Raw genomic sequence first — 14,125 nt, forward strand, 5'->3', positions numbered from 1 at the left:
AGTTGGTTGTTCCCAGTTTGGGTAATCTAGAATAAGCATTGTAATCTTCCTTTCTTTTTAGGTTTCTTACTTATACTTATTCGACATAAATTCACAAAATCCTTTTTGAATTTAAAAAAAATCGACTTTATCAGGTTAATCTAATTATACAGATAACATTATTAGTCAGGCAACGTTATAGAATGGTCATGCTTAACCTATGCTTACATATAAGATGTACAACAATATTCCATATAGTATTTGTAGCATTCAATTTTCTCAATAATGAAGCGATTAATAGACAAGAATGGGTGGTCTAAAAAAATGTACCCACTGGTCTCATTCATCGGAACCACTGCTCAATTTAGTCCGGAATACTCATCTTAGCCATCAGATAGACAACGATATTATGTATATTAAAGTGTCAGATCGCTTCCATTTATTAAAAAATTTAACCACATACTGCAAAGAATATCATTTAGATATTCGAGTTTTAAATAAATGAAACGCGGTTTAAGTGGCACTTAATTATCTACTATGATAAAATTAAAATGATAATTGGGAACATAAATTGATGAACTATCCGGAATTATCGGATAGTTCACTAAAAAACGCCAGGCAGCGTCTGATGGATTGAAGCTACATATGGAGAAGGAGGGCTACATTGGAATATAATAATGATCTACTCATATATCAGACAGAAGATGGAAAAACAAAAATAGATGTAAGACTTGAAAATGAAACCGTATGGATGACACAGAAGGCGATTGCTGAGCTTTATCAAAAAGGCGTTAATACCGTTAATGAGCATATAAAAAATATTTATGCTGAAGGAGAACTTGAAGAAAATCGAACTATTCGGGAAAACCGAATAGTTCAAACTGAGGGAAGTAGAGAGGTTGAGAGAACAGTACGTTTTTATAACTTAGAATTAATTATTGCCGTAGGCTACCGTGTACGCTCTAGTCGAGGCACCCAATTTAGACGATGGGCCACAGAAAGACTAAACGAGTACTTAGTCAAGGGCTTTACCATGGATGATGAACGCCTAAAGGTTATGCGCAACATCGGTGATGATTACTTTGATGAGCTTTTAGAACGTATTCGTGATATTAGAGCCTCAGAAAAAAGATTTTATAAGAAAATCACTGATATTTATGCCTTATCTATAGATTATGATGGAAAATCAGAAGAAGCTAAAAAGTTCTTTGCAACGGTGCAAAACAAACTTCATTTTGCTATTCATGGTCATACAGCTGCAGAACTTATTGAGAAAAGAGCTGATGCTTCAAAAGATAATATGGGACTTACCACTTGGAAAGGGGATAAGGTACGTAAAGGCGATATTACCGTTGCCAAGAATTATTTGACGGAAAAAGAGATAAAATCCCTTAACCGTATTGTAACCATGTATCTCGATTATGCAGAAGATCAGGCAGAAAGACGGAATCCTATGCATATGAAGGATTGGGAAGAAAAGCTCAATGCCTTCCTAAAATTTAATGAGCGAGATATTCTTACTGGTGCAGGTACTATTTCACATGAAGTGGCTAAGGAGCTTGCTGACAAAGAATATGAGAAATTTAATCAAAAGCGTTTAAGTGCAACTGAAAAAGATGATTTTGATGTGTATTTAGAAGAACATGAATGGACACATAAGAAGTAACCCTGTTTTAGATTCCGTAAAGGAAGTGATGTCATGAAAGAAGCAGAAGTTATAAAACCTAAAAAGAACAAATTTGACCGAGCCTCAGGGAAAGAACTTTCAAAAATAAGAGTTGCCCCATATTGCAGAGTCAGTACCAATTCGGCTGAGCAGATGGCTAGTTATGATTCTCAAGTAGCATATTATGAGCAGAAGATTAAAGAAAACCCTAAATGGGAACTGGCAAAAATATATTCTGATGCCGGTATTAGTGGCACCAATATTGATAAACGCCTTGGCTTTCAAGAGATGATTCGGGATGCCGTGGCTGGTGAGTTTGATCTAGTCATTACTAAGAGCATCTCAAGATTTGGTAGAAATACAAAAGACGTACTTGGATACACCAGATTGTTAAAAAAGCATAATGTGGCTGTATTATTTGAAAAGGAGAATATAAACACCTTCTCTATGCAAGGTGAAGTTGCTATGACTGTTTTAACTTCAATAGCCCAACAGGAAAGCGAGAGTATTTCAACCAATGTAAAAATGGGTCTAAAGATGAAAATGAAGCGTGGAGAGTTGGTTGGTTTTCAAGGTTGTTTAGGCTATGACTATGACAAAGAAACCAAAGAACTTATCATCAACGAAGAAGAAGCTGAAGTCGTTCGGTTTATCTTTGATTCTTATAACCAAGGCAAGGGTGCTCGTCTTATTGGCAATGAACTTAAAGAAAAAGGCTATAAGACCAAAAGAGGGAGTACCAATTGGCCTGATAGTACCATCAGAGGTATCTTGAAGAATGAAAAATACATGGGTGATTTACTCCTAGGGAAGACTTTTACTGTTGATCCAATTACTAAGCAGCGCCTTGACAATATGAGGGAAGAAGAAAAATATTACATTAAAGATCACCATGAGCCAATCGTCAGTAAAAAAACCTTTGAAAAAGCCCAAACTATCAGAAACAAGCGTAATTGTAACATGGAAATGGGGCGTTTGAAACGCTATAGCAGGCAGTACACCTTCAGCAGTAAGATTGAGTGTGGCTTCTGTGAAACCACTGTTGGCAGACGAGCCTGGAACTCAGGTACCAAGAATAAAAAAGTGGTGTGGCACTGTATCCAATCCAGTAAGCATGGCAAGAAGCATTGTCCTGATAGCAAGGGTATTCATGAAACCGTTATTGAAGAAGCATTTATTAAAGTCTTTAATGAAATGTGCCAATATAACAGAGAAATCATAGAAGAATTCATATTGACTATTGAAAGTGCCTTAAATGAAAGTACCAGTAAGAAGGACCTTACAACGCTAAATAAAGAGCTGAGTAAGGTGGAAGATAAAATTAAGAAGCTGATTGATCTTCATCTTGATGGCGCTATTGACCGAGAAAATTATGATAATAAGCTTCTTGAACTTAATACGGATAAAAAACGATTGATCAAAGAAACCAATGAACTTTCATTAACAGCTAGTGAAGAAAAAGAAATGAAAATAAGGCTTAAAAGCTTTAGGAAGTACTTTGATGCCAACAAGCCTCTTAAGAAGTTTGATGCTGATGTCTTTGAGTCTATTATCGAGAAGATTATACTCGGAGGCATTGATGACAAAGGTCAAAAAGACCCTCATCAATTAACTTTCGTATTAAAAAGCGGTCCTCAATTGACAATTACTATGGGCAAAGAACAATATTCCTATTTATCACACGACACATGTAGAGACGGGAATTCAGCTGACGCATAGTGTGGAAAAATGATAGAAGTAAGCTACAGGATGCTTTGATTCGAAATTGCTTTTTGTACAAAAATAAGTATGTAAATGAAGTGATTGATATCAATGGGTATATTCGATTCTGATGATTAGTAAAACTAATAATGTGGAGGGAATGTCATGAAAAAAATTGCAGTAATATCTGATATACATGGTAATGTTTTTGCATTGGATGCTGTTCTTGGTGATATACAGTCAAGGAACATAGACATAGTAGTAAATTTAGGAGATGTGCTAATAGGTCCAATAGATCCAGTTAGTACTGCGAAAAGATTAATGGACATGAAGGATATAATAAATATTATGGGGAACGGGGATGAATTGTTATTACAAGATAAAATCACATCCTCATCATATGATTTTACAAAACCGTTATTAACACCTGAGATGCTTGAATGGCTCGGAGAATTTAAAAGAGAATGGGTATATGAGAACATCCTGTTTTGCCATGCTTCTCCACAGTCTAACCATCAATATTTACTTGAAGAAGTCACAAGTAAAGGTATTGTATCAAAGTCAATAGAGAAACTTCAATTTGAGCTAAGAGACATAATACAGGATTATATTGTATGCGGGCACAGCCACATGTGTAAAACAGTGTATGTATCAGATAACAAAGTGGTAATTAATGCAGGAAGTGTTGGTTTACCTGCGTATACTGATGAAGAGCCACTGCCGCATTTTATTGAAACCCTTTCACCATTTGCGAAGTATGTAATTATTACAACACAAAATAAAATCATTAATAAGATTGAGTATGTAGAAGTGAACTATGACTGGAACAAAGCAAGTGAAATAGCAAAAAATAATTCGCGTGATGATTATGCTTACCCGATTAAAACAGGGCTAGCACTAAAAGAAAAAAATCGTTCTTAACATTATACACAAGAAATCGAATAACTTATGGCAGGTTTATCGAGAGCATGCAGTAGTTTTTGGTGAAGTTTGAAAAGAAGTAGAAGTAAGTAAATAGAGCTACAATTACCAAACGAAAGCGAGGGGCAACTGGATGAAAAATAAGAATGATGTAACAATACATTCATCGGCTGTAGAATATTTAACCTATATTGCTGCAGTTGGTGATAGTGATGAAAGCTTGGAAATGCGTTATGAAGAAGAAAATATCTGACTGACGTAAAAAAATGATGGCAGCTCACAGGCATACTGCAGCCGAACTGATTGTAGAAAGAGCTGATTTTGAAAAAGAACATATGGATTGACTTGTTTTCTAAAACATTATCAGTGATAGAATACTGGTAGAAGTGAAAGAAACTGATATAAAGGGTGAGAATATGCTTTTAGTGGCAACACGATTATAAACCTGTATTCAAATCGTTTAGAAATTATTTCACTTGGAGTGGGAACGACACATGCGGTAAATATTCTTAAAGAGATGCTGGACAAACATCTGACTGAGAAAGTGGGTAAGGGTAGATTGACGAGATATGAGATGAACTGAAAAATATAACTTGCCCCAAGAAAGCAGTATGAAACTTCTGATAATAGTGGATTTACATTTTACTGAGACAATTAAATGGGTATTTATAAATAAGATTACGCAAAAATGATTAGTTGAGTTAATTAAAATATTAGGAGGTGCACATGAAGTTAATTTCATGGAATATTGATTCATTAAATGCAGCTTTAACAAGTGAGTCAAATAGGGCAGTGCTTACAAGGAACGTAATTGATAAAATTATGGAAATGGATGTAGATGTAATTGCCTTACAAGAAACCAAATTACCAGTTACTGGTTTAAGTAAGAAGCATATAGAGCTTTTAGAAACGTATTTTAAAGGCTATTCTTATGTCTTGAGATGTTCTCAAGAACCAGCTAGGAAGGGCTATGCGGGAACAATGTTTTTGTATAAGGCTAAATATTCTCCAGAAGTTTCTTATCCTGAGATTGAGGCGCCAGATACGATGGATTCAGAAGGTAGAATTATAACTTTGGATTTTGGAGCTTTTTATATTACTCAGGTGTATACGCCGAATGCTGGAGATGGCTTAAAAAGGTTAAATGAAAGACAAGTTTGGGATGAGAAGTATGCAGCATATCTTCATAAATTAGACCAAGAAAAGCCAGTTTTGGCGACTGGAGATTATAATGTAGCTCATAAAGAAATAGATTTAGCAAATCCACAGAGTAACCTTAGATCACCTGGTTTTACACAAGAAGAACGGGATGGCTTTACACAGCTTTTGAGCAAAGGGTTTACGGATACATTTAGATATCTTCATGGAGATGTGACTGGCATGTATACATGGTGGGGCCAAAGGGTCAAAACAAGTAAAATCAACAACTCAGGTTGGAGGATTGATTATTGGTTAGTGAGCGATAGACTGGCAAAAAAAGTGCTTAAGTCTGAAATGGTAGACTCTGGTGAAAGACAAGATCATACGCCAATTTTAATAGAAGTCGATTTATAGTAAGAAGAGCATTACAAAGACACTTAGATTAAAAAGACATTAAGTGTATTTGTTGTAAACTATGACTCAAACACTGCTTGATCCTATTGCAGCATCACATATTGCTGCTGCAGGCCAAGGGCTACCGCCGGCAGATTTGAACACATTTGTTATCGCAGGTCTTGTTGGTTCTATTCTTCATAAAAACGTAGATCCATTAAAATCTATGCTGATTACCTCGTTTTATTGTTTGATTATATTTGGCATTGGCTTTTCATTCCTATATATTTAGAATAATTTGATATTTTCTATAGATATAACAGGAGAATTTTTATGGTGCGGCGGAATATGTTAAGAACTTTACTTTTGTAACACATATTCCGCCTAACTAAAATTTCCAAATACATAATTTTAAATTTTTTTTTCGTAGATTCTCCAAGAAGAGTGGAAGTCTTGGGGGATCTGTTGTTAATACTCATGTTAATAACGAGTGGTAATATATGACAATTTATTTACTAGGGGCTCTATTTAAAAATCATCATTTAATTCAATTCATTTTATAATTGATTCACTGGACTATGAGTTATAATGGGTGTACCATAAAAGTACATTATCTTTGCGAAAAACAATACTCTTTAAGGAACGATATCTAAGTATCAGAGATGTGTCAATATCACTCTATCTAATAGAATAATTATAAGAGTGTACCTTGAATCATACAGTTAACGAAGGATTATGGGTTACCTCTATCAATCTAGATTATAGTATATAAGGAGAAGACAATGCCTTTTTTTCAATGTCATTTTTTTTCGAAAGTATTAAAAAAATCTACTCCAATCGTCATACATTTGCCCTCTGATTGTGAAAAAAATGAGAAACTTAAGACATTATATTTGTTACATGGGCTATCGGATAATTGTTGTTCATGGAGTCAGAATACTGCTATTTCAAGATATGCAGATGAACATCATATAGCTGTCGTCATGCCAGAGGCAAGCACAAGCTTCTATACAAACATGTGCTATGGGAAAAGATATTTTGACTATATCAGCGAGGAAGTAATTGAATTTGCAAGAACCTATTTTCCTCTGTCAGAGTTGCGTCAGGATAATCACATAGGTGGGAATTCAATGGGTGGATACGGTAGTGTCAAGATTGCTTTGACATATCCAGAAAGGTTCGCATCCGTCTGGAGTCTATCAGGTTTACGCAATATTAAAGGTGTAATAGATGGATGTAAAACTGGTAAAATGAAAGATTTAATAGATATGGGACCGAGATTTGATCTGATCTTTGGAGAAAAAGACGTAGAGGATAAGGATGATTTGTTCCGTATTCTTGAAAACAGCAGGCGATATGAAAATTTACCTAAACTTTATCATTATTGTGGGAAAAACGACTTTTTATATCCATCATCAGAAGTCTTTATTGAATTTGCAAGAGAGAAAGGGTTAGACATTCATACAATTTATGATGATGGTATTCATGATTGGAAATTTTGGGATATTCATATCCAGCAGTTTATGGAATTAGGCATAGCATCGGTTTAGCACTGATTTAACGAGAACATTCATGTGCGCTCATACTTCCTACCGAGAAATATGTCGTCTTTATCTATAGTGAAAATGTTGACAATCTTAAGAACGTTTGCTAAAATTGGTTTAACTCTATAAGGGAGTAGCTATGGGAAACCAAAATAAGATCAACATACTGGAGCAATCCTGGTCTTATTGACATTAATGACTATTGATGGAGCGAGACTTATGGATTAATTGGTGTTTTACGCCATTTAATCTATAGGTCTCTTTTTATTTGGAAGGAGAGTATATGCAGCGTTGAAAAAAATGGCGAGAAAATGACATGGAAAATGGTAATTTATTTTCAAGGATAGGTGAGTAAAATAAATTGAAAGGGAGTATTATATTATGATTGGAGAAATAATCAAGGCATTTATACTTATATTTATAGCTGAAATGGGGGACAAGACTCAAATATTGGCCATGGCCTTTGCAACACGATTTCCTGTGAAAAAAGTATTGTTAGGCATTGGTATTGGCGCATTTTTGAATCATGGTCTAGCTGTTCTTTTGGGCAGTTATCTATCGTCGGTGGTTCCGATCAGTACAATTCAAATGATAGCAGGCGCCGCTTTTGTAGGTTTTGCAATTTGGACGTTGAAAATTGAGGAAGATGAGGATGATGAAGAGCCAAAGTTTCAATTCGGTCCAGTGGGGACGGTGTCGTTGGCCTTTTTTTTAGGGGAACTTGGAGACAAAACCCAGTTGACAGCCATAACGTTGGCGGCGGATGCCAAGTATCCCTTTTTTATATTGGTAGGAACGGTTGCAGGGATGATTGCAACAGGTGCTTTGGGGATTATTGTCGGTAAGAAAATGGGGGACAAAGTGCCTGAAATTGGCATAAAATTATTTGCAGCCACAATATTTATGTTCTTTGGGATTCAAAAACTATTTAGTACAGTGCCAGAAGCCTATTTACAAGTAAAATATGTGTTGCCAGTATTGGTGATATTATTAGGGCTTACGGGTTTTATGGTCGTAAAACTTTTCCGTCACAGAAAAGCAGGGATACAATCTGCCTATAGAGCAAAAGCACAACTTCTGCACAATTACTATGAGCACATAAGAGAAGATTTAGATAGCATATGCATGGGAACGGAGTACTGTAAAACTTGTAGTGGTGAAGCCTGTATAATTGGACACGCTAAAAAGCGTATTAATGCCATTATCGAAGATAAAGAAGCAATGATACCGGATGTTGAAGAGATTTCAGTCATTAATAGCAAACCTTTTTCACAGGCGAAGGCAATGGATAGCCTTGTGGATACATTGTGGCTGCTTGAAAATATTGAGAATCATTCTGAAATTCAAATGGCTCATATGATGCGAAAGAAAATGGAAATTATTCTATTGGGCAAAGAGGTTGATCCGTATGAATGCTATGATGCATATATTGAAAAGATCATGACAGTAAATAAGGATTTGGCAAAAGAGGTGCGTAGACAGTTCAATTTGAGAAAACCAATAGAGCAAAGAATTATTAACGTGGGCAATAGAATAAGCAACATCTATTTAGTGGAGTCAAAAGAGGGCTATATCCTCGTTGATACAGGTTATGAAGCGTATTTTGAAACCTTTAAAAGTGAACTTCAAAAGAACAACATTGGTCTTGATGAAATTGCATATATCTTTGTCACTCACGCTCATGATGATCATGTGGGATTCTTAAATCAACTTATGGCAGAAACCACAGCTCAAATTATCACCCATCATAAAGCCGTACCACAGTTGGCAAAGGGGCAAAATTCTTTTAAAGGCGGTTGCAGCACTAGGTTGGCGTGGCTTTTTTGTCAAGTCATGAAGTTGGCAGGAAAAGGAGAACATAAATTTCAGCCTGTTGAAGTGAGTGATAGATTCTTGATCATTAAAGAGCAGAATAGAGCAAAAATCGAAGAACTTCTCTCTGGCAAGATAATAGACTTACCAGGTCATACACAGGATTCAATTGGCTTGTTATTGAATGATGAAATTTTATTCTGTGGTGACGCTGTAATGAATGGACTCCCTAGTCGTCATCATATCATCATTTGGATTGAGGACATACTCGAATATAAAAACAGCTGGAAAAAAATGATGGCATTGGATTATAGAAAAGTCTATCCTGCACATGGAAAGCCGATTTCAAAAGATCGTATTATTTCAAATTTTAAATCTCTCAAGAAAATCAAATCCTATAGATTATCATCTTGAGATAAAGAATAACAAATGCCAGTAACTACTCTTTTAAAGCAGTGGTTCTAGTTATAAGATTTCAAAAGTTATACCCTAGAAGTTATCTCTATTCACATCCGCCAGCTGTATTCTGAGACTTTTTTAGCCAACAATAAGACAAGAAAGTGTTCAAAATTGTATATTTATGGTTAAGAAATGTATATATGGATAAATAACATATAGGAGAATGCAAAGCATGCGCTTGAAAATCTCTAGTTGAAAGCATCTAGTTATATTTTTCTAATAGGCAAGGAGTGATTGAGATGATCAAAAAAATGAAATGGCTATCGATTGGCGTTATACTGATTGTACTTGTGGGTTGCACTATGGCACCGAATAAGATAGAAACTGGCGATACAGCTTTGACAGATCCAGTAAGCAGTGAACTAAATGTGCAAAAAGTTGAGCAAAAAACAGAGCCGAGTTTGGCAGAAGGTTCATCGTTGTCTTTGCCAATTCCCCCTTTACTCGAAGATGAAAATTCTGATCCTGCAATTGCAGAGTATACACTTACTGCCGATTATGGCATATCAGAGATCATTCCGAATATGACGACAAATACTCTGGGGTATAATGGCAACCTGCTAGGCCCGACAATCCGTTCCAAAGTGGGCGAAGCTGTCATAATTCATGTTAAGAATAATCTTATGGACAGTACGACCGTTCATTGGCACGGCTTGATCGTATCTGGCAAAGTGGATGGTGGACCGCATCAGATTATTGAAACGGGTGAGACTTGGTCACCTGAATTTGTTTTGACTCAGCCTGCACTGACAGCATGGTATCATCCACACTTGATGGGCGAGACTGCAACGCAAGTTTATCAAGGGCTTGGTGGCTTATGGATTCACGATGATGAGGCATCTTCATCACTGGGATTGCCGGAAACATATGGCGTAGATGATGTGCCTTTGATCATTCAAGATAGGGCGTTCTATAAAGATGGTTCACTGTATTATAATCCCAATATGATGAATGGTGCGGTGGGCAATGTCATTATGATTAATGGCAAAGTGGGTCCTTATGCAGAAGTGCCATCATCATGGGTTAGATTGCGTCTTTTAAACGGTAGCAATGCCGCACAGCATAAAATGAATTTTTCAGATGAGCGCCCTTTTTATCAAATTGCATCTGATGGTGGATTGTTGGAATCCCCCGTTAAAATGACATCTATAGAATTGGCTCCGGGAGAAAGAGCAGAGATTATGGTAGATTTGCAGTCTACCCAAAAAGGGGATGCCGTATTTCTAATGGTCTCTAACACAAAGAGCCTTAAGCTCGTAAGTAATGGCACAAAAACAAACAATTATGTTTTAAAAGATCAGCTGGTTGAAATCGAAAAATGGGACTCAGCAGATGTTGAAAATGAGCGCTATTTTGATTTAGAAGGGGTTGCTCACATGGTTTCTATCAATGGCGAAAGCTTTGACATGAATAGCGTCGCATTTTCTCTACCCGTTGGAAGACTTGAAAAGTGGACCGTTTCAAATGTGAGTGATTCTTCTGGTGGCATGGGCATGATGAGTAGCGGAACGGAGCATTCCTTTCATGTACATGGGCTGCAATTTCAAGTGCTTTCAAGGAATGGTGCTTTGCCGCCAGAAGGTGAGCGTGGCTGGAAAGATACTGTGTTCTTGAAGCCGGGAGAAAAGGTTGAGATATTGGTTAAATTTACTTTGGAAGGCGTATTTATGTATCATTGTCATAATCTCGAACATGAAGATGCTGGCATGATGGGACAATTTCAAGTGACGGAGTAGAGGACTGGTCACAGGAATGGCCGTAGATGGATAAGTATTGGCATTGAAGAATTTCAATGCTCTTACTTGTCCTTTTTTACTACGAAGTTGCTTGTACTCACATATTCTTGGATGATGAGATTAAACTCTAATCTGGACGAAAATTAATGATATATAAGAAAAGGCTTATGGAGAAATCTCCAAAAGCCCAAAAGTAGATGCAAATCTGGTAATGATTTAATCCATGGTTTATGAATTGGCTCGAAATAGAGCATTGACTGTAGCGATATCTCTTTTTCTTTTTACAATAGGGGTGGCATCTTGCTTATAAAGCCAGGTACGCTTATTAAATGGTATTTTGCTTTTAGTTTGATAAATGACACCTAAAGCAAACTTTTCGGTATCAAGGGCTTTTTTCATGGCAGCTTCAAAATCACTTGAGTCATAGTCTTCCTCTAGTGGATAACTGTGCTCTTTAAACCACTTAAAGGTGTTAACCTTGTTGAAGGAAACGCAAGGGTGAAGGATGTCAATCAAGGCATAACCTTCATGTGAAAAGGCAGCAGCCAATATTTTTTTGAGGCCATCTGTATCGCCTGAGAAGGCTCTTGCAACAAATGTAGCACCTAAAGTCATGGCTAAGGGTAAAGCATTGATGGGATCGTTGATGACGCCGTTGACTTGAACAGGTGTCTTGAATTCTAGAGGGCTGGTAGGCGCTGCTTGACCTTTTGTCAAACCATAGACCATATTGTCATGGACAATATGAACAATATCCGGATTACGTCTTACATTGTGGATAAAATGGTTGCCACCTTCACCATACATATCGCCATCCCCACCTTCAGCAATCACCGTCAAGTCAGGGTTGGCAGCCTTTATAGCAACTGCAACAGGCAGAGCTCTACCGTGGAGACCGTTGAAAAAATTAGTGTTGATGTACTGTGGCATCTTAGCCGCTTGGCCTATACCGGAGGCCATGACGACTTGGGTGGGATCCAAATCCATTTCTTGCAGGACTTCTATTAGGGCCTTTCGTATAGAAAAATTTCCACAACCGGGGCACCAAGCTATGTCGGTTGAAGGATCCATTTCAAAATATTTCATGATTATACCTCCTTCATATAAGCGACAATTTCTTCGATTGAAAAGGGTTCGCCATTATATTTCAATAGATTATGTGTCACAGCAACCCCTAATTCCAATAATAAAATTTTGGAAAATTGGGCTGTGGCATTGTTTTCTACATTGACAATCACATCAGCTTGATCGAAATATCGCTTAACATCTTTGTGAAGTGGAAAAGGTTGTTTAACATATAAGTAAGCGGTTTCTCCGTCCCCATATTGATCTATATATTCTTTTAAGACACCATAGGTGGAGCCCCAACCGACCATAAGCTTTTTATAGGACTTGGGTCCAATCAGCTCAGGATATTGATAATCTGCCATTAGTAAGGCTTGCTTGGATAAGCGTTTTTCGTTCATTTGAATCCTGACATCGAAAGATTCTGTAATCAAACCTGCCTCAGTGTGTTCGTCGCTATCACACTTGACCAGTCCTTCACCATGTCCTGGAATGCCTCTAGGAGAAATGCTATCTTCTGTCAAGGCATACCGCTTGTAATCTTTATCACTTTTGATTACAAATGATTCCAGATACTTTGAATCGAGTTCAAAAGGTGCCATCTGAAATTTGGAGTCCACTAGAAATTGGTCTGATAACAAAAATGCAGGGACTTGATACTTATCTGCAAAGTAGAAGGCTTTTTGAGCCAGTTCGATGGCATCCTTCAGATGTCCGGGTGCATAAATAAAACGTGGAAATTCTCCATGGCCTGCGTAAATAGCCAAATTTAAATCTTCTTGAGCGGTTCTTGTGGGCAAACCTGTACCTGGACCAGGCCTTTGCGCGATATGAATGACACATGGTGTTTCGGTGATGCCAGACAAACTGACCGCTTCTTCCATTAAAGCAAAACCGCCTCCTGATGTAGTTGTCAAGGCTCTTGCGCCGGCATACCATGCGCCAATGTTCATATTGAGGGCAGCAATCTCATCTTCAGCTTGTTCTACGAAAACACCAAAGTCATTCATTTTACCAGCTAGATAAGTTAGCAGACCGGTTCCTGGTGACATGGGATAGGAAGTCAAAAAATTGCAACCACCACCAAGAGCACCAATTCCAAGTGCTTCATTACCAGAAAGGACTAAAAGAGGCACGTCTTCTCTCGTTTTTAAGTTGTGATGGCTTTGATAAGCCACGCCCAATTGATAACCAATGTTGAAAGCCTCTATGTTGTCGTCTTGAACCTGATCGCTTTTGTGTGAGAATCTATTACGGATTAAAGTATGACAGTAATCCTGATCCAGTGTGAGCATTCCAGCAATATGGCCGAACAATACTGTATTGCCAAAGAGGATACTTCCAGCTTTTTTTGCATAATCACTCAGTGTGAAAGGGACAAAAGTACCAACAATGTGATCACGTTCTTCTTGAGTTATAAAATCTGGCTCTCCAAAAATCAAAGAATCTTCAGCAACTCTTTTAGGAATGCGATAAAAGCTATGGTTGTTCAACAGGTAAAGAAAGTCTATATGAGACCTATAAGCGGCTACCGGAGTATTGCTGATGCGAATTTCTAGTGTATTGTTACCGCCCCTCACACGGCTCATTACTTCGTGAGTGGAAAAAACATAGTAAGATTTTGAAATGGCTTTCACCAAGAAATCTTCTATGGTTTGAAGCCCTTGACCTGCTTCTCCAGATAAAACGATGGCAAGTTCATGTTTCAT

General features: G+C 37.3%; 9 protein-coding genes. 7 read left to right on the plus strand and 2 right to left on the minus strand.

Annotation, left to right across the window (positions count from 1 at the left end):
- Positions 1 to 643: 643 nt before the first annotated feature.
- The 7 genes from ISU02_RS20685 (at position 644) to ISU02_RS20720 (ending at position 11,351) form a co-directional block, all read left to right on the plus strand.
- The gene (locus tag ISU02_RS20685; protein WP_228727909.1) at positions 644 to 1,645 is read left to right on the plus strand and encodes a virulence RhuM family protein; all 1,002 of its coding nucleotides are present in this window, start codon (positions 644 to 646) and stop codon (positions 1,643 to 1,645) included.
- Between the two features lie 33 nt (positions 1,646 to 1,678).
- On the plus strand, positions 1,679 to 3,364 hold the full coding sequence (locus ISU02_RS20690) for a recombinase family protein (protein WP_194703754.1): 1,686 nt from the start codon (positions 1,679 to 1,681) through the stop codon (positions 3,362 to 3,364).
- Between the two features lie 147 nt (positions 3,365 to 3,511).
- Entirely contained in the window at positions 3,512 to 4,267 is a 756-nt protein-coding gene (locus ISU02_RS20695; protein ID WP_194703755.1) for a metallophosphoesterase family protein, read from the plus strand.
- 726 nt (positions 4,268 to 4,993) lie between these two features.
- Positions 4,994 to 5,821, plus strand: a complete 828-nt coding sequence (locus ISU02_RS20700; protein ID WP_194703756.1) for an exodeoxyribonuclease III — start codon at positions 4,994 to 4,996, stop codon at positions 5,819 to 5,821.
- Positions 5,822 to 6,582: 761 nt separating this feature from the next.
- Positions 6,583 to 7,350 (plus strand): alpha/beta hydrolase, encoded by a 768-nt coding sequence (locus tag ISU02_RS20710; protein ID WP_194703758.1) that lies wholly within the window; start codon positions 6,583 to 6,585, stop codon positions 7,348 to 7,350.
- Between the two features lie 375 nt (positions 7,351 to 7,725).
- Entirely contained in the window at positions 7,726 to 9,570 is a 1,845-nt protein-coding gene (locus ISU02_RS20715) for a TMEM165/GDT1 family protein (RefSeq protein ID WP_194703759.1), read from the plus strand.
- Between the two features lie 284 nt (positions 9,571 to 9,854).
- The gene (locus tag ISU02_RS20720; protein ID WP_194703760.1) at positions 9,855 to 11,351 is read left to right on the plus strand and encodes a multicopper oxidase family protein; all 1,497 of its coding nucleotides are present in this window, start codon (positions 9,855 to 9,857) and stop codon (positions 11,349 to 11,351) included.
- 228 nt (positions 11,352 to 11,579) lie between these two features.
- Here ISU02_RS20720 and ISU02_RS20725 read toward each other — a convergent pair whose 3' ends face one another.
- Complete coding sequence (locus ISU02_RS20725; protein ID WP_194703761.1) at positions 11,580 to 12,437, minus strand: thiamine pyrophosphate-dependent enzyme; 858 nt, start codon at positions 12,435 to 12,437, stop codon at positions 11,580 to 11,582.
- 2 nt (positions 12,438 to 12,439) lie between these two features.
- Entirely contained in the window at positions 12,440 to 14,125 is a 1,686-nt protein-coding gene (locus tag ISU02_RS20730) for a 2-oxoacid:acceptor oxidoreductase subunit alpha (protein ID WP_194703762.1), read from the minus strand.

Origin of the sequence: Fusibacter ferrireducens (assembly GCF_015352425.1) — a bacterium.
Lineage (GTDB): Bacteria > Bacillota > Clostridia > Peptostreptococcales > Acidaminobacteraceae > Fusibacter_A > Fusibacter_A ferrireducens.